The sequence below is a fragment of the Sphaerotilus uruguayifluvii genome, from assembly GCF_013294065.1.
Classification (GTDB): domain Bacteria; phylum Pseudomonadota; class Gammaproteobacteria; order Burkholderiales; family Burkholderiaceae_C; genus Sphaerotilus; species Sphaerotilus uruguayifluvii.
On the sequence record NZ_JABSNM010000014.1, the window covers coordinates 1 to 22715 of the forward strand.

A 22715-nucleotide genomic window follows, 5' to 3' on the forward strand; every position below is an offset into this window, starting at 1 on the left:
CCGCAAACCGCTCTCGGCTGATGTCACTCGCGTAGGCTTTTCTCGTCGGCATCCCCGCATTTTCAGGGCAGTCGGGATCGTGAACACGCTCTGAGACTGTGATGCGCTGTCCGACCTTGTACGTCATGTCGCCCGACTCGTTGACGTAGCGCTGGTCGACGATGCCATCGCTGTGAGCCAGCAGGTGCCGCTTCTGGAACAGTCGCCTGAGACGCTCCAGATCCGCAGCGCCAAGGATGTCTGCGTAGGTGATGCCGACCCTCGCCGCCCAAAGCTCGCTGCCTTGCGCAAGTCGCTGGAACGCATTCATCGGCTGAGGCGTCGCCGGTCCGGTCGAGGCATACAGGCCCTCGCAGCACCGCTGAAAGGCAGTCACTCCGTCCTGAAGGCATGACTCAATCAGCGATCGACACATCAGTTCGGCCTCATCGCGTCCAGCCGACGCCGCGATGGCGTCGCGCACAACGTCCACGTTGTCCTTCTTGGCTCTGATCTTGCGCAGCGAGTCGTCGAACATGCGATCCACGGAACTGTGGCCGCAGGCGGGACAGAAGTACGCCGAGCCGATGACTGCGAATCGGCAGGTGCACTTCTCGCACGCGATCTCTAGCTCCATTGCTGCCGACGCAGCCGCTGGAACCCTGTGCGGTGTGAAGTGCGGTGCGCCACCTACCCTCATCGACATCGAGATCAGCGAGTTCTTTGGCTGCCGACCGTTGAAGGCCCTCGCATCCGCGCGCATCGCGCCGTCGATCGTCGACTGGATCACCCTGTGGGCGTGCCGCTCGGCATGTCGAACCTGGGCCGTGGTGAACCAGTTCTTGGCTGGCGCCGCGTGTCCGCACATCGGACACCAGACGCCTTCGTCGCGGCAGATGTTCTTCCAGTCTTCGTCCTTAATCTTGAACTGGAACTCGCAGCTGGTCGACGGGCACTCCTTGTCGATGTAGCCCTTCTCGTCACTGTCGATGGGGACGGTGATCGAGCGGTGCTCGAGCGCGCGCAGTTCTCGCAAAAGGTTGTCGAACATAGGACCTCTACGCGGCACCAAGACAAAGAGGGGCACCGGTTCCCGGTGCCCCTCGACCTTGCGGTTACTTCTTCTTCGGCGGCTGAGGTGCCGGCGTCCGCTCCTTGACAGTCGTGTCAGGGTGCGTCTTGCCGTAGTGCTCCTTGACGTACCTGCCGGTCACAGCGCTGCGATAGCTCTCTTGGGTCTTCTTCGTCATGTCGATCACCTTTCTGTTCGATCAACATGAGCCCGATGCCTACGAGGCTCGCTAGAATCCGAGGTCCTGATCGGGGGTCCCAGCGGCCTCCCTTCCCCTGGGCTCGAACCAGTTCAGGGCGTACAAAGCCAGGTTGCCGCCTGGCTTTGTTCGTTGTAGACCCTGTGATTCTATCCAGGCCTCGCCGGGCGGTAGTGGAAACCCTTGTGGATTTCCTGTGCCCAAGTCCCCGGTGCTCCGTCGCCTACCGCGTCGCCATGTCGCCCTGGTGCAACCGGGTCATCGGTCCCCCAGCGCGGACAGGTAGGCTGTGGCCACGGCAATGCAGTGCTCCAGACTCGGCCGATACCCGGTCGCGGCGATCGCCTCGAAAGTCGCCACGAATCCTGCCCCGGGTTGCCCGATCTGCTCCAGGAACCTGTCCCGGTGCCGCACGAGGAAAGGCGCGGCCGCCGCCAGCGCATCCGGCTCCCGCTCGACCACCATGGCGAGGTCGAACAGGTCGCGCGCCGTCGCACGGTCCCCGCGGTGGTACATCTTCTTGGCGATCACCTCCGCAGCCGTCTCGACGCGCACCGGCCGCCCCTGGATCTCCCACCGCTCCCAGGCCGCGTCGGTGAGGTTCGGTGCGGCCACGAAGTCGATCTCGCCTTCCTCGAACTGCAGCTTGACGAACGAGCCCGGCATCTCCGTGTACTCCTCGGTCAGGGATGCCGCCGTGTCGCTGAGTCGGGGCGTCACGTAGCCGAGGTACTGCGGATCCGGCACGAAGATGTCGATGTCCTTGCTGAGGCGGTGTCCGTACCTGAACATCAGGACGGTCCCGCCGCCGAAGGTCCAGAACGGGTCCGCAAGGCCCCCATGGCGCTGGATGTCGTCGACCAGCTGCAGCGCTCGCTGGAACAGCACTTCCCAGGGGCCGGACGGCAGCGACTTCATCACGCTCTCATCACGCCCACAAGCCCTGCCGGTGCACCGCCAGTGACCTGGCGAGCTTCGCGACGTTGCGCCAAACAGCCTTGGGGGCCACGCCCTCGTTCGCAGCGGCTTCCTCCACGGCCATCACCACCAGGGGCACCGGCGCCTCGTCGAGCAGGTGCGTCAGGTGGGCCGCGTAGCCCTTCGGTACGCTGCCGCTGACCAGCGCATGGCCGAGTGTGTCGGGCGGCACCTCCTGGACGTAGCTCACGCTGGCGTTCTTCGCTGCCATCCACAGGCCCCGCTTCCGGGCGCGCGCTGCCTGGCTGGGCGGATCGAGGTCCAGCCCCAGCACGGCCAGCACCTGGGCGACCCGGTTGAATCCCAGATCGCTCAGGGCGCCCGCTTCCAGGCCGACCAGCGTCTGCCGCGAAAGCCCGCTCAATTGCGCAAGCCGGGACTGCGTCAGTCCCAGCGCCTCGCGCCGCTCGCGGATGATGGTGCCTAGATTGGAGAGATCCACAGCTTGGCCGGAAGAATTGTCGAATATTTTGGACATTCTAGCGCCTACGGACCGCACCCGCCAGGCCCTCGCCAGCGGCGCCGCAGGCCGCTCGCTGCCCACAGCCGTGACAGACATGCTCGCTGTCGGGCCACTGCGGGCGATCGAGTCCATCGATCAGTCGACGGTGCCTCGCTGCAACGGCTTCGATTTGCTCCCGCGACATCAAGCGGACCGCTCGTGAGGTCGGCGGCGCTGAGTGCCGACTAGGAAAGATCACGAACGCCTCGTCGGACACCTGGACACGCAGTTCATCCTCCACGGCCACCCGCTGCGCCGAGAGCTGGATGACATCCGACGCCCTCACCGCCGCAGTCGACCGCGTCTTCAGTTCAACCAGCACGACCAGACCGCTCGGCAGCCGATAGGCCCTGTCCACCCTCGCCACGATGGGCCAGCGGCTCTTCGACCTGAACTGCGCCTCCACGCAGATCAATTCGGCGTCCCGCAGAGCGGCCGGTCGGTCCCTCCACTCTGCAACGCGTGCGCGGTGACGCCGGAACAGGTGCCACGCGACTCCCAAGGCGACAGCCAGGAGCAGCACCCACGGCCACATCGGCTCGAACCTCATGGTCGACGCCTTGCCGACCATCGCCGCCAGCCATGCGCCACGAAACCCAGGATCCACCTAGTCAACCCTAGCAGTGGCGGGCAGTGCTGCAGAACTGTGCAAAGGCGGGGCCCGGCCGCATAGTAGGCCGCCACCAGGCGTCGCCCCCAAGGCCGCGGCCTCAGGACCGTGTCCCTGAAGTCGCGCAGCGAATCGGTCTGCCAGGCGTCTCCGAAGACCATCGTCGCAATGAAGCACCGCTTCCCTGATCGTCGAGCCGAACCGCCACCTGGCGCTGAGGCGCGCCGCCCCTGCAGTTCGAAACGCGCATGGGCAGCGATACCCCTGCGGCGGGCCTCGTCCTGCGATGGGCTTCGACGCGGCCCGTGGACGGATTCGAGAACCACCAGGCGTTCACACCGTCCCATCTTCGCCAGTTCGGACGCCCCAACAGCGCCGTCACCGCGCCGTGCTTTCCCGGCCTTCATTCCGTGATCGCCGGCTGGAACACCCCGTTCGTCACCGCAGCGGCCTGCTGCACGTCAGGCTCCTTCGGGACCTTGATCGTGTCGGGCGTCTTCAGGCTAGCCATCGCAAACACGCCGTGCTGCGCCAGCAGACCGTCGTAGGCCAGCAGACGCAGACGGTTGACCCGCTTGCGCCCCTGCCGAAACTGGCTCAGTTCATCGAACAGGCGCGGGTTCTCCTCGCGCGAGAGCTCGAACACCAGCCGGATCGGTCGAAGGGCTCCGCGTTCCTGCGCGCTCATGCACCACCCCCTGGTGCACGATCCGAAGGCGTCGGCGTCGCGAGTGAAGTCATCGCGTAGTTCTGCCCGGCCAGCTGAAAGCCCCTCACGTTCGCGTACAGGGGCTCCTTCACCTCGTGGATCCGGTGCTTGGGGAAGGCTGCCTTGACGGCCTTCTTGAAGAGGAACGAGCCGCCGCCGACGAGGATGATGTTCTGCAGGCTCTCGGGCGTCTCGATCCACTGGCGCATCGTCGACACGGCCTGCTGTGCCACGCTCTCGGCGATGGGCAGGTGCCGCTTCATGTCGTAGGGTTTCTGGAAGATGACTGGCGCCTTGCCGGTCCGCAGGGCGAGGTCGATGGCGTCGTAGTCGCGGTAGGGTGTCCCGATGTCCTTCGAGATCTCGGCCGCCATCAGCCGCAGCACATCGGACATTCCCCGGTTGATCGAGTGCGACTGCTTCTGGACCAGCCGCATGCCGCGGCAGACCAGCCAGTCGAAGGTCCTCGATCCCGGGTCGATGACCAGGCTCTGCTCCGTGCCGATCGATGCCATCTTCTCGTGCTCGGCCGCGTAGTGGACCAGCGCACCCTGCGGCTGCGCCACCGCCAGTGCCTTGCGGACCGTGATGGTCCGTCCCGCCCCAATCTCGTGGCTGCCCGTCATCGCCTTCTCGAGTGCCGCCTTCTTCAGTGCCAGCAGCGCGACGGGCAGCCCGACGACGAGCAGGTCGATGTGCGGCACCTTCATCATCGACAGCGCCCCGCGCAGCAGCGCCATGTACTCCGGCGACTCGGTGTACTCGTCGTGCAGCTGCTTCGCGCGGAACGTGTCCGCGGCCAGGTGAATGTCCGGACCCACCTCATAAAACAGGGAGCCGACAGGGATGCAGACCGTCTTGCGCTTCTCCGCTGCAGGCATGGCCGACGTGTCGGCGCTCGACGGATAAGCGACCGAGGGGAAGCTGGCACATCGGATGTCGGCTCCCGAGATGCCGGTGACGAATTTCGTGTTGCCCGATCCGACATCCACGGCTCTGACGATGAATTCCATGCAGTTGCTCCTTGGCGCAGTTGACTGCCTTGATAGGCTGATCAGCGTCACCGCACCAGACCGCGTTCTCCACGCTCAATGGCCTCGAATCGGCGCGTCTTTCGACTTCAGTGCCAATGCAGGATCAGCGGAACTGCATCGCAGCGACAGAAGGCGCCCCGCGGCTCGACATGAGCCTGTACGCAGGGCGCACTTCTGTCACCACGGTCTCACCTCGCGCGGGCCTTTCAACCCCTGTCCAGTTCGACTCGTGCGGACAGGCCGCGGACGCGCCAGCCAGACCGACGGCCGCGCGAGGTACCTGAGGCGGCAGCCTTGCCTGGCAACCCCGCGCCGTTGCTGGCGATCCGGGCCATTGCGACGCTAGACGGGCCCTGCCGCCGAATCGCACGCCGTCAACTGCCTGCCCCAAGGGCCGCCCGATCAGGGGCCTTGCGGCGGGCGCTGCGCCTGCGGCCTTGACCGTGGATGGCGTCGCGGTTTCCACTGTCGGCTCCCGAGGGCTCCTGGCCCGCTCCGTCCTCTCGAAGAAGACGAGCAATGCAGGCGTCGCAGTCGTTACCTGCCTCGTGCCTTCAACCGAAGTTCCCGTCCCGAACGGGTGGCGCGACCGGCCTCGACCTCCAGAAGGATCGACGTTGCGAGCGTGCCGAGTCATCCACCACAGCAGTGACCTGCCCGGTCCTTGCCAGCCGCATCCCCGCGATGACGGCTGGGCGCGCCTGCAAGCGCACCGGCGCAGCAGAACCCCGTGGCGGCACCTGATGCCGCGCACCGTTCCCGCCAGCCCTTGAGCACGCGCGCATGACGCGCATCGCGCGGCGTGATGGCCTCCATGAGGCTCCCCGCACGACCCTCGCTCATCAACTCGACACCGCCCTGGACTCTCGGTCAGGGGTGGACCCATGCGAGTGGCCGGCGCTGCACACCAGGCCTGATCCACCGAATGACCCAGGGCTCGACCCTGGCGTCGATGTCGCACCCAGCCCTGAGCGGGGTGGACATCACCCCTGTCGTCGCGTCGCAGAAATGCGCAGACGGCCTGGATCAACGTGTTCCATTTTTAAGGTTGACCGAGCTGACCCGAGCCCCTCGACAAAGACCACGAGGAGCCCGGACAGCAAAGCCATGGGTGGGTGTGGCGCTGCAGAGATCGACCGCCGCACCGACGTTGCACACGATCTCCATTGCCGTGGGCTTGCCAGGAATCGGCCCCGGGGATGTCCAGATGGATTCCTCCAACCCCGGTCCTCCCGACCGTTCATCCACAGGCGTGCTGTTCGGGCAGTCCGCCACCTTGCAGAAAGCCCACCATGTCCCGCATCCGCCGTGAAGAACCCTCGCGCCGCCGCCGGCAGGCACCTCTCTCCCTCAACGACCGCCGCAACGACCCGCGCAATGGCTCGACCCTCCCCTCCTCATCCACCCGCCCTTCCAGGACCACCGCGATGCCCTCGGCCAGCCCAGGCCGCCTGCACGGCCAGGACTCGCCACGCCGCCAGAACTGGGCCGGCAAGTCGCCCCAGCAGGTGCTGGACATGTACCCGCCCGGCAGGACGCCCGTGAACCGGGTGGTGGACGTGCTGATCGAGCTGTTCAACCCGATGCACACCGCGCTGGAGAAGACCGTGTCGCACAAGACGCGCTACGAGCGCGCCCACTTCCTGCGACGCTTCTTCCGCGAACTGCACACGGACGCCGGCTTCAAGCTGGCACCCGATCCTCGCAACCTGGGCCAGCGGCATGTCCAGGCGATGGTGAAGGTCTGGCAGCGCCGCAAGCTCTCGCCGGGGACGATCCAGACCTACCTGAGCTTTCTGCGTGGCCTGGCGATGTGGCTCAACAAGCCGGGCTTCATCCGCAGGCCCGAGCACTACGGCCTGACGCCTGACGAGTACGAGCGCCACGAGAACGCGCAGCGCGACAAGAGCTGGAGCGGCAACGGCATCGACGTGGAGGCCTTGCTTGCCCAGGTCTCTGCCTACGATGCCCGCATCGGCGCGTCGATGCGCCTGATGGTGAAGGTCGGCCTGCGGCGCAAGGAGTCCGTGATGTGCCGCCCCTACGCCCATGTCCACGCCTTCGAGGAGACAGGCCTGCCCGACGAACAACGGGAGGCGGATCGGTATCTGTGGACAAAGGGCAAGGGAGGCCGCGCACGCTGGCTTCCGCTGGCCACCGAGGAGCAGCAGTCGGCCATCGCGCATGCCCGCAGCGTGGTCTGCGGCCATGACGCACACATGGGGGCGCCGGATCGGGACCTGAAGTCCAACCTCCGTCGGCTGGACTATGCGCTGCGCAAGTTCGGCCTCACGAAGCGCGAGAGCGGCACCACCGGGCACGGGGCACGGCACGACCACCTTCAAGGCCAGTACCAGGACACGACGGGCACGCCCGCGCCGGTGCGTGGCGGTGGGCCGGTCGATCGGGACCTCGACCGCCAGGCGCGGCTGCGTGTGGCCCGTATCGCGGGCCATGCCCGCCTGCGCTCGGCTGGCGCCTACATCGGTGCGGTCCGGCGCTCGCCTGCAGGGAGCCGCGACCCAGCCCAGGGCGAGACCGGCAAGCCCGGGCCGGGAAGCATCGGGGACGACGGCGACACGGCTGCCCCGGTCACCTGAGCCGGCCCGGTCCGGGCCGGCCCTGCGTTCAGGCGCAGGCGGGCGCCTCGGTCCGAGCAGGATCGTTGGCGTCGACCTCCTCGCCACCCGTCGCCGGGGCATCGGCATGCGGCTGCACGCGCAGGCAGTCGGGCAACCAGCCACGCCCGGCGAGCAGTTGTTCGGCCTGCGCCACCGCGGCATCCTTCTTCAGCGCCCCGAGCGGACCTGCCGCCTTGGCGCCGGCCACGGTGTGCACCACCTCGACCACCCTCGCCTTGGACACGTGCTGAAGGTAGGCCTCCCCCGTTGCCGACCACCATCGCGTCATGTCCAGGCCGAGGGCACGGGCCAGACCGTCATTGACCGGTCGGTCGGCGTCGGTGCCGGTGATGCCGTTCACGGTGGACGCGACCAGGAAGGTCAGCAGCCGCTGCACCGTCTGAGGCGGCTGCTGCAGCATCCAGTCGAACACCGCGTCGGGTTCCTTGGGCAGGTGCTCGATCCAGGCGATGCGGTCGGCTTCGATGCGCTGGGCCGCCGGGCTCGCCTCGATGTCCTCGGCCGCGCCCCGCAGTTCGTGCTGGTTGCCGGTCGCGCTGATCGCCAGCAGGTTCGGCAGTCGGTAGGCGCCATGGAGCGGGTCGGCCAGCAGCTTCAGTGTCAGGTGGGTCGTCAGTGCCGCCAGCGCAACCTCGGTTCGGTCCAGCAGTTCGGCCTGGATCGCGGCAACGCGGTGGGCCGTGAGGCGGCGCATGAGCTTCTCGGAGTGCACGGGCCGTGCCGTGGCGCCGGCTGCCGATGGAAGCGACTGCAGGGCCGGGAGCCCCGAGCCGCGCGCAGGATCCGCGTCGCCTTCCGAGCCGCCTCCAGCGGCCGACTTCTGTTCGGCAGCCTTGGTGATGGCCTGCGCCAGATCGGCCCGATCCTCGGGACGGATGAGCCCTGCCTTGACCGCGGCACGGCCGTCCGCGCCCACATGCAGCACGCACCCGGCGAGCGCCATCCAGGCCGCGGGCCATTCGGTCAGAGCTTCCAGTCTCGCCTTGCGCTCTTCCTCCAGCCCCTCGACCTCGGACTCCAGGGCGAGGAAGGCACGGTCGCGCGACGCGTCGTCCTCGTCGGCGGCGTCGTTCGCCTCGCTGGCGCCGCTGACGCCCTCGCCGGCATCGCCATCGCCGTCGCGGTCCACCAGCGCGTCCATCTGCTCGTGCAGGGCAGCGATGCGCGTGTCCAGCGCCTTCAGCGCCTCGGCTTCCTCGGGCGTCGGTGCGCGGCGGGGCTTGCGCAGCTCGCCGTGCTTGACGTACTCGTCGTAGGCGAATCGCGGACGGATGTCGACCCACTTCCAGCCCTCGGCCAGCAGTTGCTTCGCGCGCTTGCCCAGCTTGTCGGCGGCGAGGCGCTCCAGCAGGGCCGGGTCCAGCAGGTAGGCCTTGCGGTCGTCGTCGCTGAACAGGTCGCGGCGCAGTGGTCCGCCGGCCTTCTCGTAGGCCTTGACGGTGACGTAGCGGGCCAGCGGGTCGGCGTCCGATTCGATCTCGCCCCGGGTCAGCAACTGCCGCAGATGCTCCGGGCGCTGGTTCCAGCTCGGCAGAGCAGCCCAGGCCTGCTCCTGGCGCTGGTGATCGTCGACCGAGGCCAGCACCATGAGGCAGTCCAGGCCGATGCCGCCTTCGCGGTACAGGGCCATCAGCCGGGGCGAGACGGTGGCGAGCTTCATGCGCCGCTTGACGATGAGCGGCGTCACGCCGAAGGCTGCGGCCACGTCCTCCACGGACTTGCCCTGCGCGAGCAGCCTGGCGAAGGCGGCAAACTCGTCGGCCGGGTGCATCGGCACGTGGAAGCAGTTCTCGGCAAGGCTCGCGATGAGCGCCTTGTCGGCCGGAACGACGAGCACCGGCACGGGGTAGTTGTCGGCGATGTCGCCCTGCTGCACGAGCAGCGTGAGCGCGGCGAGCCGCCGTCCGCCGGCGCAGACCTCGTAGCGCCCGCGCGCCGCCTGGACAACGACGAGGTTCTGCAGCACGCCGCTGTCCTTGATCGACGCGGCCAGTTCCGGCAGCGACATCACGGGCGCCGTGGCACTGCGGGCCTGGTGGTCCTCGGACAGCACCAGCTTGTTGAAGGGAACGAAGGTGCGAGGGGACGCCTCGATGATGGCGTCGACCTCGGCTTTGGAGAATTTCATGAGGGACTCCTGATCGGTTGCATGGCAGGCCGGCGGCCCACCATGCAGTCAGGATCCCATCGAGCCCGTGCACTTCAAGGGTGGCGAGGCGCACTCGCCGGTGGTCCGGTCAGGACGCCGGACCGCGCGTCGGCTCGCCTACGACTGCTCGCCCGACTTCAGGGCTGCCAAGCGCTCCACCACCTCGCGCTTGCCGACCCCGCGCAAGGCAGCGATGGCCGCGAGGTTCCTGCCCCTGGGGCGCGCCTTGCCCTGTTCCCAGGCGTACACGCTTTGTCCCGATGCACCGACCAGAAGCCCGAAATCCGCAGCCGACAGGCCCAGGCGCTTGCGATTGCTGGCCATGCCGGAGGCGCGGAACCGGAAATTGTCGGCCCCGTTCCCTTCCTCGACCGCAGGTGGCGATGGCAGCCAAGCGGGAGCGGCGCGCGCGGACTGCCGAACGGACCGCTCCAGTTCGCTGACCCTGCGCTTCAACGCGGCGCTTTCCGCGCGCGCTGCCGCGAGTGCTTTCCTGATCGAATCGACCTCGGCACGCAGTTCCTTGCGAGCCAGACGAACGATCTCAGCCTTGAGCACGGATGCAATGTTGGGCATCCGGCGATTGTGCCAAGGGCCCGAGGAAGGGCGTGGACAGTGCCGTACGGGTGGAAACCGTCAGGAGCCATGTCGCACTTCAAAGGGCGACCGTCGCCGGCGTTCAAGTCAGCGAGGCCGCTGTCCCTGGACGACCCACCACGGTCATCGACGTCTCGTGAATCGGCTCCCGTTTCCTGTCGTTCAGATGGATACCAAGCGGCCGGCGGCGGGCGAAGTCGCCGCTTCGGATCCGACGGTCTGGGACCGGAATCGCCTAAGGTGCCTTGTCCGACACTCGGGCCTTGGCATCGAACCATTCGAGGTCGATGGCCTTGAGCATGTCTTCAGGAGACAGTTGCTGCGTCATGCGTCCGCGCAGTACATGGCGATGCTCGAACGAGCGCGCGCCGCGCGCCAGGACCTTTGCCTTAAAGGCGGCGATCTGGTCTTCGCCAAAGTTGCTGTTGAATGTGTTGAACAGCACGACGTGCTGGCCGTCGAAGCGGTTGTTCTCGACAAACGCCCAGATCGGCGGCGCCGGACTGTAGAACCACACCGGTGAGCCGAGCCAGACGGTGTCGAAGGGCTTCAGGTCCACGGTGAGCGGGTTGATGTCGGGCAGCTTGGCAGGGTCGTCGCGGCGCGCCTTCGCGTCCAGCGCCGAGTGCGCGAGGCCGCTCACGCCGAGCGCGTACTGCGGCACTTCGAGCGCATAGAGGCTCGCGTCGAGGCGCATGGCGACATGGCGCGCCGCCAGCGCGGTGTTGCCCGAGCGCGAGAAGTAGACGACGGCGACGCGGCTGCGCGCAGCTTGCGTGGGGGTGGCATAGGGCCCCATGCCGGCCACCTGCCGGGCCTGCCGGCCTTCGATGGTGGTCACGCCCACCACGAGGCTCAGCATCACCAAGCCCACGACGGCAACGAGAACGAGAAGCCAGTGAGCCAGCGTCATGTTTTTCAGCAGGTCCATGCGTCGGGTCCGAAGTGCGTGTGTCGTGGCTACATGAAGTACGGCTTGTCGCCGTCGCTGCCAGGCTTGCTCACACCCAGGCTCTCGCCCACGTGCAGCGCAGGGTCGGCGATCACCTGTGCAATCAGGTCGCCCACGCTCTTGCGCGAGACCACCGTGCCCTTGAAGGCCTGGCCCTTGCGCGTCAGCTCGTAGGCCACCTCGTCCTCATCCATCAGCCAGGCCGGACGCACGAGGGTGTAGGCCAGGCCCGATGCCTCGATGGCATCGGCCGCGCGGCGGAATGGCTTGAGGTCTTCGCCGATGATGGCCCGGTTCCACTCACCGAACTTGCCCGGCACCTCGTCGTAGATGCCCAGCGAGAGCACGAAGACCAGGCGCTTGATGCCCTCCGCCTGCATCGCAGCGATGACCGAATGGGCCTGCTTGTCGAGGTCGGCGCCCGTGAGGTTGGCGTAGACGACGTCCTGGCCGGCCATGGCTTGCCGGAGCAGCTTCTTGTCCAGCACGCTGCCGATGATGACCCTGGCGTTCGCCGGCTCCTGGCCGGTGAGCTTCTTGGGGTCGCGCAGCAGCAAGGTCTGCTGGACGCTCCCGTCACCGGCCAAGGCTTGGACCACCCATCGAGCAATCTGACCGCTCGCACCGAGGATGAGGACGTTCTTCACAGCCGTTCCTTGAGGAAGGGGATGACCTTGGCCAAGGCGATACCCACCGGCTCGGGCTTGTCGTACAGGTCGTAGTGCGACCAGCCCTCGACCACGACGAGGTGCTTGTCCTTCGAGGCTGCACGGCCGTAGATTTCCATGCCGTCGCGATAGGCGCCGAAGCCGCCAGGCTTGTCACCGAAGACCACCATCATCGGCTGCGTCAACAAAGTCTCGGCGAAGGCGAACGCATCCCAGGCGATGTTGCTGGCCGCGTGCGAGAACAGCATCCGCGTACCCGAGTTCGATTGCGGGTTCCGGTTGCGGTAGTAGTCGGTTGCCTCCAGCACATCGATGTCGGTGATGCCTGCGGTCTCGCCCGCCTGCACGCTCTCGGGCAGGAAAACGTCGACTCGCTGCTCGCCACCCGCGTTCTCGGTCGTGCGCTGTGCAGCCATCGCCTCCAGCGTGCCGACCGGGTTGAAGCCGCTGAAACCCTCACGGAAGAGACGACCGAAATTGACGCCGGTGATGCTGACCAGGGCTTTGATCCGCTTGTCGATGATGGTGGTCTTGATCGAGTAGCCGCCCCCACCGCAGATGCCGAGGATGCCGATCCGCTGCGGGTCGACGTACGGCAAGCGCTGCAGGTAATCGATCACGTCGCGATAGTCGCGGACGCGCTGCTCGGCGTCCTCGATCCAGCGTGGCGAACCGCCGCTAGCGCCCTGGAAGCTGGCATCGGGCACGATGACGACGAATCCGGCCTCGGCCAACGCGGCGCCGTAGACGTTGCCTGCGGTCTGCTCCTTGCAGCTGCCGATGGGGTGGTTGGAGATGACGGCCGGGTAGCGGCGCGCCGCATCGAAGCCCGGGGGGAAGTGGATGTTGGCGGCGATGTCCCAGGTCATGCCGGGATTGCGGATGCTGACGGTTTCCATGGTGAGTCTCCTGATCGAAGCGTGATCGCCGCGCTGGCGTTGTAGCGACTCAGCCCGCCAGCTTGGCGCGGAAGAAGGGGGCGAGTACCGACACGGCCTCGTCCACGTACTTGGGCACGTCGTACAGCGACATGTGGTTGGCGCCCTCGACGACGTGCAGCGTCTTGTCCGTGCTCGCGGCCCGCGCGATCAGGTCGTCGCTCATCCACTTGCTGCCGGCCACGCTGCCGGCGACCGCCAGGATGGGCTGCGTCAGGAAGGCCTCGGCGAGGTGGTAGGCGTCGTAGGTGATGATCTGGTTCAGGTTGCGGGCCAGCGCGTAGCCCGGCGCGCGGGGGTGCTCGGCGCGGGGCGTGTGGTAGTACTCCCAGGCCTCGGCCAGTTCGGCGTTCGGAGCGTCTTCCTTCTTCAGCGGGGCCAGCGGGATGGTGACGAGGTCGGGCTTGCCGGCATCGGACGTGCGCGCGTTCGAGCCGAAGTCCAGGTAACCGACGGCGTCGGCGTCCTTGACGTTGTTCTCCCAGCCGTTGCGGAACATCTGGCCGATGTTCACCGCGCTCACCATGCCCAGCGCCTTGATGCGGCGATCGTTGATGGCGGCGTTGGCGCTGTAGCCCGCGCCGGCGCAGATGCCCATGGCGCCGATCCTGGCCGGGTCGACAAAGGGCAGCGTGGTCAGGTAGTCGATGACGGCGCTGATGTCTTCGGTGCTGATGTGCGGGTTCTCGAGCTGGCGCGGCTCGCCCGAGCTGGCGCCTTGGTACGAGCGGTCGAACGCGATCGCGACCAGACCGTTTTCGGCCAGCTTGCTGGCGTACAGGCCCGCGGCCTGCTCCTTCACGCCGCCGCCCGGATGCGAAACGACGACCGTCGGGTACTGCTTCGCTTCGTCGAAGCCGGCGGGGAAATGGAGGGTTGCGGCCATCGTGATGCCCTGGCCGTTGAGGTTCTTGAAGCTGACGTTGGTGGACATGGATTCACTCCGGTTCGGGTTGAAGGCGTCGCCGGATGGCTGCGACGTGGATGAATCCTAGGAATCGGATTGAGTTTGATAAACGGTCTTTCGGAGACATGACTGCGTAGCTAAACTAAACAATATGCCCATCGAGCCGTCATTGCTCTCCTCGCTGACCTGGTTTGCGCACATCGCCCGCCACCGCAGCTTCACCAAGGCGGCGACGGAGATGGAGGTGACTCGCGCGGCGCTGTCGCAGCACCTGAAGGGGCTCGAAGAGCGCCTGGGCGTGAGGTTGCTGAACCGGACGACACGGGACATGTCGCTGACGCAGGAAGGTCAGCGTCTCCTGGACGTGCTGCAGCCTGCGCTGACGGCCATCGAACGGGCGGTGTCGGAACTCGGCGAGGCCCACGAGGAGCCTTCGGGGCTGATCCGCATGAACTCGTCGCGCATCGCCGCCCGGCTGCTGATCGAGCCGCACCTGGGTGAGTTCCTGGCGCGATACCCGAAGCTGCGGCTGGAACTGGTGATGAACGACGGCTTCTCGAACATCGTGGCCGACGGCATGGACGCGGGCCTGCGACTCGGCGCGAGCCTGGACGAGCACATGGTGGCTGTGCCGGTCACGCCGCCCATCGAGATGGCGATCGTGGGTTCACCGGCCTACTTCGCCAGGCATGGGCGGCCCGAGACACCGGCCGATCTGACGCGCCACAACTGCCTGGCCTACCGGTTCACTTCAAGCGGCACGATCGACCGCTGGTCATTCACCTCCCCCGATGACGATTCGCACACGGTTGTGTTCGAGCCCAAGGGCAGTGCCTTGTTCAATGACGACGAGAACATGCTCCATGCCGCGCTGCAAGGGGTGGGACTCATCAAGTATCTGGACGTGTGCGTCCGCGAGCACTTGGCAGATGGACGGCTCGTACGCGTGTTGGAGCCCTGGTGCCGTCCGTTTTCGGGCTTTTATCTCTACGTCCCGTCGAGGGCCCAGATGCCGGCCAAGACCCGAGCGCTGATGGACTTTCTGGTCGAGCGGCGAGAACTGTTGGCGCCCAGATCCGGTTGAAGCAGCGCTACGAGGAGTCTCACGGGTTGCTACTGGCTGGCGCGGTGCCGATCCGTCCAGTTCGATTGCCAGTGGCTCACGCGGGTCACAGGTGGCCGCGGAGCAGGCGTCCGCAAGTGTCTGCAGATGGCCGGGGCCGGGTATTCGCCAAGCACCGGTGTACGACCAGTGCCACCTGTCACGGCACCGGGGAACTCAGACCACGAGACCCTTTCCACTTGCCAGTCCGCGCGCCATCGCCGGAAAGAGCACAGACAGAATGGCATCGAATCGGGCCGGCCGCAGGTACTCGGGCGCCCCCTCCTCGATCTGCCGAACGACCTCCGCCCGCCACTCGCGGAAGCGTCGAACCTGCTCGGGTCTGAAGTGCCGCTCGACATCGAAGGACTTGGCGGCGATGAGGTAGAGCGACAGCCACTGCGTGCTGTTGTCGCTGCGGGTGTTCATGATCGCGTTCAGCACCTGGATCGCGCTGGACACGGCGTAGCCGACCCCGGTGTTCAGCTGGATCGACAGGATGCGAGGCACGATGGTGCGGGCGAAGACGTGCTCGGCACCGCCTTCGAACCCGTGAGCTTCCAGGGCCTCTGCGGCCAGGGCGACCTCCGCCCATTCCTCGCTGTCCTCGTCCAGGTGTTCGAGGTATCGCGGACCTTCCGTCTTTCGAAGCCGCTCGATCCTGATGTTGGCGTCGCAGAACGCCCTGAGTGCCAGCAGGTACCGCTGCGCCCACTGTGATGAGGGTGTTTCGAGCAACCGCTCAAGACGGTGTGCCCGGATGTGGGCCTGGTAGGCCAATACCTCGGCATGTTCACGGAGCTTGTAGCGCAGCACGGCACGGCGGGTTCTCAGCGCAGGGTGGTGCAGCCACTGCTTCCCCTCCACTCCATCCACGACCAGCTTGCGCAGACCGTCCAGCTTCATGCGTCCGCCCATTGAACCGAGGTCGATCTCGAGCGTCGGCAGATCGAGGTGCCGGACCTTCCGCAGCTTCTCCTCATCCACCTTGTGCGTGACCGCCACTTCGATCAGCACCGTCTCCGACCAGTGCGCCGGGAACTCATCGTGCTGCTCGTCCTCTTCTGCGTCATCGCCCCGTTGAACCCGGGTGGCGATGCCGCCGTGGATGCGTGGTCGAGGCTCCGCCACATGCCCGACAACATCCGGCACGATGCGGCCGAGCCGGCTCTCCAACTCCACGGCCTCGAACCTCAGCTCGGCCGGCGCGCTCCACCACAGGATCTCGACGCGATGGTCATCCCAGCCGTCGCCGTACCCATCGGGGGCGTCACGCTGCACGGCGATATGCAGGCCCGGTGCTCGGATGCGCCTCGCGTCTTCGAGGATCGATTTGACGGTTCGGTGCAGCAAGGTCTCGCGACGTATCGTCGCGGTCGCCTCCGGGCTTGAGCCCGGCGGCAGTTGCGCCTGGAACCGCGCCTCGTCCTCGTCGGTCCATGCGTCAAGCGCCTGGCGCGCCTCGTCCGCGGCTCGGCTCCGCGCCTGCGACGTCAACTCGCGATCACGCCAGTGGGAGCACCAACTCGCAGGAGGCAGCAGCCGAAGTCGCGCTCGCAGTTCGTCCACGTCCATCTCCGCCAGCGCCGGGTCCGACAGGTTGATCGTGATGACCGCGCGGCCTGCCTCGCCTTCGACGCGCTCGCCGGTCAGGTCCACCAGGATGGTCCTGCCATCGTCCAGCGTCAGTTCCGCCGCGACCGGATCGACCATCCGAACATCACTGATCCGGACACGCTGCGCCGGCTCCTCCACCCATGCCTCGTAGCCTTCACCGCTGAAGCCCTTCGACACGGCGGTCACCCGCCGTCGCGGCAGGTCGATGTAGCCCAGCGACGCCAGGTGGTGCGAGGCGGCAAGACGGGCTGCAACGACGACGCACGCAGTTCGCGGCGTGCCGGCCACGTGGCGGAAATGAGCCGTCGGTCGAACGCGCTGCGGCTCACCCGCCAGGACCGTCCACAACTTGCTGCCACAGCCGGGACATACGGCACTCGCAGCCTGCGAGACGATGTCCGGGTCATGGATGTACCGGGGAGCACCTGTCGCCGCGTCGCTGGCCCACTTGAGCGGCACGGGTCCCGGGGTCGCCGGGATCGGGCGATCTGAGTTCCCGGCCCGGACGGTCCACTCTGCCTTCGCCACTGCGCGCCTCAGCGAGGATGGAGGTCGCCGGTCACCTGCGAATCGGCGACCATGACAGGGATCGGTCCGACACAGCCCGCGTGCAGCAGGCGTTCCCACTCGGCCAGGGTCAGATCGAGCTCGCGGCCACCCAGGCGCACGCGGAACACCAGCGATCGCCGCTCGACGTGGTGAACGCCAGCAGGAATGCGCAGCGGAACCCCTGCCGCCGTGGTGGCTTCGCAGTCATGGAAGGCGTATCGCTCGACGGTCATGGACAGGGCGAAACCGGTCAGCAGGAGATGTTGATCCGCCCACTATACGAACCGTCAGCCGGCCCGCACGCCCTGCGACCGGGCAGCGCAGCGTTGCGGGCCAGCGACGCGGAGGAGTCGGAATCGATTGCCCGCCCAAGCGTCGGCCGAGCCGGTCGCTTGAACGGGCATTGCCACGATGAGACCTCGGATCTGTTGCCGTCCGAGGGACCCCGTCCCATACTGACCCGGCTTCCTGCGGACATCGCGTCTGCTCAGCCTTCATCGGTGGCTCCGGTCGCCCTGAAGTCCAGCCTAGCTGGCGTCGCAGTCGTTACCTGCCTCGTGTCCTGCCCGGCACATCCGTGTGCCGGACCGACTCCGATCCTTCCGGATCTGAAACCAGGAGCCAGCCATGACCCCGTGTCGTGGCCCCTCCTCGCATGCGCCGATCACGACCTCCGCGTCGTGACGCGCCCTGCGCTCACCAGCCCGGCCTGATCTCGATCAGAAGCCTGGCCTGACGCACGCATCTGCCCTGGCCCGCGCCCTCTCGGACGCGGACCTCTGCAACTCGCGCACGCACCGGTGCGCGACGAAGCGCCTTGCCTTCCCGGCAGGGCATCCCAGACGGGGAACCCCAGTTCCCCGCCAGGGATGGGCGTTCCCCTTCACCCCTGAAGGAGAACCCCCATGAGTCCCGTTCCCTGGAACCGCGCCCTTCCACCGAGGAATGCGCCGGTGTGTGCGCTGCTGGGAGGTACCGGGCTTGCCCGTGTGCCCGCCCGGCGGCCTGTCACCCTTCCGGCGCTGCTCCGGCCCCGGCCCTGCACGCCCCATGCGTCCATCCGCATGGTGTGCGAGGCCGCGGACCCTCTGGCGTCCGAGCGCTGCACGACGGTGTGCTGACCATGACGGTCGACACCTACCGCAGGCGCATCGCCTCGACGGCCATCGTGCTGGCCCGGGAGGATCCCCTCCTGGTCAAGGAAGTCATCGCCCGGCTCCGCGCCTCGGGCGAGATCGCGGCGGACGACCTGGTCTACCTGGACCGGATCGCCGACCGCTGGATCGGCATTGCCGAGGGCCTGCGCCGAGGCGCCGGTCGCGTGCTCACGACCTGATGGTCGCGGGCATCGAGTCGCCCGTCGCGTCAACGCAATCGGCTCGAGCTCGTGCCGATCGAGTCCTCGGGTCTCGGGGATGGTGAACCGGTTGCCAGCGATGGCATCGGGACGCCATCACCCGACACCCCGTTTCCCTAGGCTTCTCAGCCGTCCTCGCCATCCACCCTCCGGGAGTCACCGTCTCCCGTCGGGGTCGGGGTTCCCTCGCCTTCTTGGAGAACCCCATGAGTCATGCTTTCCCAGACAGATCCTTCCAGAGCCCGTCACCGCGGCGCAGCACCGTCGACATCGAGGAACAGCGCGCCTGGGTCGGCTTCTACAGACGCGTCGGCCGTGACGTCGCCCTCGCCGCCGAGGTGATGGCGCAGCTCGACGGCGACGCCGAGATGAAGCGTCGCCACCTGGCGCTGTACCTGTCCTGCAAGCAGTCGCTGCGCGTCCACAAGGCGCGCCAGGCCCGCGACAAGCGCATCGGGCAGTGGCTGCGCCTGCTGGTCCATTGGACGCTGCAGCGACCCGCAGCCTTCGTCGGCGGCGTCACGCAGAAGGCGTACCACCGCGCTGCGGACGCCCTGGACGAGGCCATTGCCGCTGCACCGCCAGCCTCGCCTGCAACATCGAAGCGGGGCGCGCGCCCAGCCGCGGCCCGTGACGCCGACAGCAGGCCCGAACCGGCCGCCGCGCAGGTGCGTCAGCTGCTGGGCGATGCCGAGTTCGCCGACGCGCACGCCCGCTTCCAGCACCAGGCCGGCATGTCCCCGGCGTCGCCGGTCAGTGGCTCCGAAGGCGGCTCCGAGCGTGCCCCGGAACCTCCCGTCGACGGCCCCGCACCCGCCGTCCAGATCAGCCGGCGCTGATCCGAAGACCGAGCCCCGGCGCAGCCCCATCGGCTGCACCGGGTTCGATCGCTGACGTGCCTCGGCCTTGGACTGACGTCCAGCGGTCTGGCGCGACCGGCACCCCATCCAACCGCCCGCGGGCCCGCCCGCCAGGGCCGGTGTCCGCCCTCCCCACTTCGAGAGTTCACCATGCGAGACATCACCCTGAATCCCGAGCAACGCCTGTATGTGATCGCCACCGAAGGTGGCGTGACCTGCTTCGGCTTCGACAACGCCCGCGACCATGCCCAGCAGATCGCGCAGCGCCTCGATCGTCCCGACCTGATGCCGACCGCCGACGACGCGGCCAGCCTCACCGGCTACGAGAAGTACCTCGCTGCGGTGCGTGCCTGGGGCGAGTCCGCCCAGGGCCACGGCACCTACTTCGACCCCGGCACGGACCCTCGCCTGGCGAGGGTGCTGGAGACCTGCCGCCGGGACGGCCGCAAGGTGCGGCTGGTGCTGGGCGACACCGGCACCGGCGCGAGCTGGCTCGACGAGTTCGACGTGGTCGGCACGGTCGGCCGCTCGACCGGCCTGCTGAAGGTGCCCCTGCTCGTCGAGTCGGGCGAGGCGGCCGGCACGGCCATCCTCTGTGCGCATGTGCTGGCACTGATGGACTGGGACACCGGCCTGCCCCTGTACCGCCACCCGTGCTGGCAGCCGCCGGAACTGCGCATCCGCGCCAGTGATGACGATGTCCGTCCCTGGGCCGTGGTGCTGCACGAGCAGCCCGTGGCGAACTTCGACGACATCGGCAAGGCCGGTGCGTACCTCGCGTTCATGCGCGGGGCAAGCGTCGAGCCGCGCGTGTTCCGCTGAACCACCCGGTCGAACGTTCGAGGCCCTTCAGACGGCCCGATCCAGATCCACTCCAGCCCGTCACCCCGAACGCCCCCGGTCCAGCACCGGGGGCGTTCCTGTTTCCGAGACTGCGAACGGGGCGACGGGCGCTCAGCGACCGGTCAGGGACTGCACCTCACGCTCGATCAGCCAGTGCAGGAACCGGGTGTCATCGGAGTGGCCCCAGTAGTGGGCCTTGCAGCGGCGGACGTAGGCCTGCAGGTCCGCGACGCTTCGGATGGACCCCGGCTCGATGGCGGTGATGCGGGCCAGCCGCGCCCGTTCGGGTCGGGTCAGTCGAAGCTGGTTTCCGGAGCGCAGCATGTCGGGTCGGCCTTGTCGGTAAGCCGCGCATCTTCGCGCGCCTGAGCAAGTCTGTGCGCATCCGCTGCTGCCCGCGGCGAAGAAATTTCTGCAGTGACAGCCGAGTGCCTCTGCGGTGTCACTTTTGCAGTCTGCCCGCCAAGACATCCGCGCAGGCCGTGGCCCAACCACAACGGCGCGGCCACGCGCAGTGCGGTCACGCGAACCGTGCCACCTCCCCGCGTACCGATGCCCGACCAAGGCACGGACCCTGGCGCCCTTTGCGCGGGCAAGCGCGGCAAAGGCGCTGTCGCTGGCACCGCCCCGGTTGAATCCCCGGCGCCGATGGCGCAGACTTGATGGGCTCACACCCACTCCCGAGAGGAGTGTTTCCGATGCCGACCGAACGGGCGGCAGCGGCGTCGCAGTCGTTACCTGCCTCGGATGATCATCTGAGCCACCGTGCCGGCCACGTTCCGTCGTGTGTCTGCACATCCTTCCCTTGCGGGGACACCAGTCCCTAGCCTGTGAAGGAAGGGAACGGCGTTCCCGTCTTCCTTTTCGCCACGAGAGGAGAACGCCATGAACTTCCACCCTTTCCAGGGTCTTCAAGATCTGCCGGACCTGCCCGATGCCGCCCATGCGTCTCGGGAGGACCTGGTGGCAGAGATGCTGGGCCTGCAGGCCCACCCATTGCCAGGCCCGACGCCGGCAGCGCTGCGCGTCAGCGACCGGGAGACGCCCCACGAGGACCCGGCCACGCAGCAGCTCCTGACGCGCCGACTCGGTGTCGCCCGCGAGTTGCTGATGCGCGATCTGCGTGACCGGATGGCGCAGGGGCCCGTGATGTCGTCGCCCCAGGTCCTTCGGGACTGGCTGCGCCTGCGCTGCGCAGGCCTGCAGCACGAGGTCTTCCTCGCGCTGTACCTGGATGCCAACCACCGGCTGATCACCCACGAGGAGGTGTTCCGGGGCACGCTCACCCAGACCTCGGTGTACCCGCGGGAACTGGTCAAGAGCGCCCTGGCCCGCAACGCCGCCGCGATCGCGGTGGCCCACAACCACCCGAGCGGCCAGGCCGAGCCGAGCCGCGCGGACGAGTTCCTGACGCAGACGCTGAAGTCGGCGCTGGCGCTGGTGGACATCCGCCTGATCGACCACTTCGTCGTCGCCGGCGACCAGTGCGTCAGCTTCGCGGAGCGCGGACTGCTCTGACGCCATGTGCGGCAGTCACGCCCTGCACGACCCGGTTGCGAGAAGGGCGCCGCCGAGGCGGTGCCCCTCCCGCCGATCCCACCCCAACCAAGGATGCCCATGTCGGAGAGAAGACCCCCGACCTGCCCCTGCTGTGCCGGCCACGGCGTGCCTCTGGGCGCGCTCGGTCGCCTGCACTGGTTCCGCTGCCGCGACTGCGGCATGACGTTCGCCCGCGCCGGACGATCGAAGCGCTCCACCCAAGCGCTCACGACCGCAAGGCGGGTGACCGAGCCCCACACTTCTCCCAGTTCATCCCGAGGAGGAAGCCACGATGCATACCCTGCCCGCCACCGGCCTGCGACAGCAGGCCGAGATGCTGGCCAGCCTGTCCCTGAAGCATCTGAGTTCGGCGACGCGCAACAAGCTCGCCGATGACGACCTGTCCGTGAACGCCTACCCGACCGACTGCGGCGGGTTCGTCTATGTCGGGGCACCGAAGTACCGCGTGCCGTCGGAGCCCGACCTGGCCATGCTGTTCGAGGTGGCCGAATCCGCCGGCGTGGCCTGGCTGATGTTCGATCGCGAGGCGGCGGTCATCGACGGGCTGCCCGTGTTCGACAGCGCGGAGCCGGGACCATGAGCCAGCACCTCGCGACGGCGACGCTCGACGGACACCCCGTCGAGATCGTGGCCGGCTTCGATCGACGCCTGGGGGACTACTTTCTCCAGGTCATCGATGAGCGCAACGACATGCTCTACACCAGCCTGCAGGAGCCCCTGCTGGACTGGACCGACATCGCGACCCTGCGCACCAAGGTCGCCGAACTCGGCCTTCGACTGCCTGCGAAGCTGGTCGATGAGGTCGAGGGCGATGGCCGTCGACGCGCGGGCAATCGCATCGTCCGCCACCTGGCAGACGGGCCGCCAGTCACGCTGTTGGCGGGCTGACCC

Annotated in this window: 24 protein-coding genes; 8 read left to right on the forward strand and 16 right to left on the reverse strand. The window is 67.6% G+C overall.

Annotated elements, in window-relative coordinates:
• The 7 genes from HNQ01_RS14955 to HNQ01_RS14980 all read right to left on the reverse strand — a co-directional run.
• On the reverse strand, positions 1-1030 hold a 1030-nt coding region (locus tag HNQ01_RS14955), incomplete at its 3' end, for a hypothetical protein (RefSeq protein WP_173806254.1).
• A 64-nt stretch (positions 1031-1094) separates the two neighbouring features.
• A complete protein-coding gene (locus tag HNQ01_RS22450) occupies positions 1095-1229 on the reverse strand; it encodes a hypothetical protein (RefSeq protein ID WP_259373447.1) in 135 nt (44 codons plus the stop codon).
• Between the two features lie 279 nt (positions 1230-1508).
• The gene (locus HNQ01_RS14960; RefSeq protein WP_173806255.1) at positions 1509-2168 is read right to left on the reverse strand and encodes a nucleotidyl transferase AbiEii/AbiGii toxin family protein; all 660 of its coding nucleotides are present in this window, start codon (positions 2166-2168) and stop codon (positions 1509-1511) included.
• Between the two features lie 10 nt (positions 2169-2178).
• Entirely contained in the window at positions 2179-2706 is a 528-nt protein-coding gene (locus tag HNQ01_RS14965) for a helix-turn-helix transcriptional regulator (protein WP_217427559.1), read from the reverse strand.
• Positions 2707-3276: 570 nt separating this feature from the next.
• Positions 3277-3747 (reverse strand): CFI-box-CTERM domain-containing protein, encoded by a 471-nt coding sequence (locus HNQ01_RS22455; RefSeq protein ID WP_353621711.1) that lies wholly within the window; start codon positions 3745-3747, stop codon positions 3277-3279.
• Positions 3744-4028 carry a hypothetical protein gene (locus HNQ01_RS14975; protein ID WP_173806257.1) on the reverse strand — a complete coding sequence of 95 codons (285 nt, stop codon included), beginning with the start codon at positions 4026-4028 and terminating at the stop codon, positions 3744-3746. The genes HNQ01_RS22455 and HNQ01_RS14975 overlap by 4 nt, the downstream gene beginning before the upstream one ends.
• A complete protein-coding gene (locus tag HNQ01_RS14980) occupies positions 4025-5062 on the reverse strand; it encodes a PRTRC system protein D (protein ID WP_173806258.1) in 1038 nt (345 codons plus the stop codon). Before HNQ01_RS14980 ends, HNQ01_RS14975 begins: the two co-directional genes overlap by 4 nt.
• A gap of 1313 nt (positions 5063-6375) precedes the next feature.
• Between HNQ01_RS14980 and HNQ01_RS14985 the strand changes: the two genes are divergently transcribed.
• Positions 6376-7683 carry a phage integrase N-terminal domain-containing protein gene (locus HNQ01_RS14985; protein WP_286180839.1) on the forward strand — a complete coding sequence of 436 codons (1308 nt, stop codon included), beginning with the start codon at positions 6376-6378 and terminating at the stop codon, positions 7681-7683.
• Between the two features lie 28 nt (positions 7684-7711).
• Here the strand turns inward: HNQ01_RS14985 and HNQ01_RS14990 are convergent, their stop codons facing one another.
• The 6 genes from HNQ01_RS14990 to HNQ01_RS15015 form a co-directional block, all read right to left on the reverse strand.
• Positions 7712-9853 carry a ParB/RepB/Spo0J family partition protein gene (locus HNQ01_RS14990; protein WP_173806259.1) on the reverse strand — a complete coding sequence of 714 codons (2142 nt, stop codon included), beginning with the start codon at positions 9851-9853 and terminating at the stop codon, positions 7712-7714.
• A 138-nt stretch (positions 9854-9991) separates the two neighbouring features.
• On the reverse strand, positions 9992-10450 hold the full coding sequence (locus HNQ01_RS14995) for a helix-turn-helix domain-containing protein (RefSeq protein ID WP_173806260.1): 459 nt from the start codon (positions 10448-10450) through the stop codon (positions 9992-9994).
• Positions 10451-10706: 256 nt separating this feature from the next.
• A complete protein-coding gene (locus tag HNQ01_RS15000) occupies positions 10707-11402 on the reverse strand; it encodes a flavodoxin family protein (protein ID WP_217427560.1) in 696 nt (231 codons plus the stop codon).
• Positions 11403-11431: 29 nt separating this feature from the next.
• Positions 11432-12070 carry an SDR family oxidoreductase gene (locus HNQ01_RS15005; RefSeq protein ID WP_173806261.1) on the reverse strand — a complete coding sequence of 213 codons (639 nt, stop codon included), beginning with the start codon at positions 12068-12070 and terminating at the stop codon, positions 11432-11434.
• Positions 12067-12990: an alpha/beta hydrolase gene (locus HNQ01_RS15010; protein WP_173806262.1), complete on the reverse strand. Its 924-nt coding sequence runs from the start codon at positions 12988-12990 to the stop codon at positions 12067-12069. Before HNQ01_RS15010 ends, HNQ01_RS15005 begins: the two co-directional genes overlap by 4 nt.
• 49 nt (positions 12991-13039) lie before the next feature.
• Positions 13040-13963 (reverse strand): alpha/beta hydrolase, encoded by a 924-nt coding sequence (locus HNQ01_RS15015; RefSeq protein WP_173806263.1) that lies wholly within the window; start codon positions 13961-13963, stop codon positions 13040-13042.
• A 124-nt stretch (positions 13964-14087) separates the two neighbouring features.
• On the opposite strand from HNQ01_RS15015, the gene HNQ01_RS15020 reads away from it, so the two are divergent.
• Positions 14088-15020, forward strand: coding sequence for a LysR family transcriptional regulator (locus tag HNQ01_RS15020; RefSeq protein ID WP_173806264.1), 933 nt, complete (start codon positions 14088-14090; stop codon positions 15018-15020).
• Between the two features lie 195 nt (positions 15021-15215).
• Here HNQ01_RS15020 and HNQ01_RS15025 read toward each other — a convergent pair whose 3' ends face one another.
• Positions 15216-16943 (reverse strand): hypothetical protein, encoded by a 1728-nt coding sequence (locus HNQ01_RS15025; protein ID WP_173806265.1) that lies wholly within the window; start codon positions 16941-16943, stop codon positions 15216-15218.
• 248 nt (positions 16944-17191) lie between these two features.
• Entirely contained in the window at positions 17192-17437 is a 246-nt protein-coding gene (locus tag HNQ01_RS15030) for a hypothetical protein (protein WP_054018252.1), read from the reverse strand.
• Between the two features lie 890 nt (positions 17438-18327).
• On the opposite strand from HNQ01_RS15030, the gene HNQ01_RS15035 reads away from it, so the two are divergent.
• The 3 genes from HNQ01_RS15035 (at position 18328) to HNQ01_RS15045 (ending at position 20243) form a co-directional block, all read left to right on the forward strand.
• Complete coding sequence (locus HNQ01_RS15035) at positions 18328-18540, forward strand: hypothetical protein (RefSeq protein ID WP_173806266.1); 213 nt, start codon at positions 18328-18330, stop codon at positions 18538-18540.
• A 227-nt stretch (positions 18541-18767) separates the two neighbouring features.
• Entirely contained in the window at positions 18768-19400 is a 633-nt protein-coding gene (locus HNQ01_RS15040) for a hypothetical protein (protein ID WP_173806267.1), read from the forward strand.
• 171 nt (positions 19401-19571) lie between these two features.
• On the forward strand, positions 19572-20243 hold the full coding sequence (locus HNQ01_RS15045) for a hypothetical protein (protein WP_173806268.1): 672 nt from the start codon (positions 19572-19574) through the stop codon (positions 20241-20243).
• Positions 20244-20375: 132 nt separating this feature from the next.
• Here the strand turns inward: HNQ01_RS15045 and HNQ01_RS15050 are convergent, their stop codons facing one another.
• Entirely contained in the window at positions 20376-20588 is a 213-nt protein-coding gene (locus HNQ01_RS15050) for a hypothetical protein (protein WP_054018255.1), read from the reverse strand.
• A gap of 648 nt (positions 20589-21236) precedes the next feature.
• Between HNQ01_RS15050 and radC the strand changes: the two genes are divergently transcribed.
• The 3 genes from radC (at position 21237) to HNQ01_RS15065 (ending at position 22712) form a co-directional block, all read left to right on the forward strand.
• Positions 21237-21782, forward strand: coding sequence for a RadC family protein (gene radC, locus HNQ01_RS15055; RefSeq protein WP_434801516.1), 546 nt, complete (start codon positions 21237-21239; stop codon positions 21780-21782).
• Positions 21783-22095: 313 nt separating this feature from the next.
• Positions 22096-22404, forward strand: coding sequence for a DUF5983 family protein (locus tag HNQ01_RS15060; protein ID WP_104301980.1), 309 nt, complete (start codon positions 22096-22098; stop codon positions 22402-22404).
• A complete protein-coding gene (locus HNQ01_RS15065; protein ID WP_173806270.1) occupies positions 22401-22712 on the forward strand; it encodes a hypothetical protein in 312 nt (103 codons plus the stop codon). The genes HNQ01_RS15060 and HNQ01_RS15065 overlap by 4 nt, the downstream gene beginning before the upstream one ends.
• Positions 22713-22715: the final 3 nt, after the last annotated feature.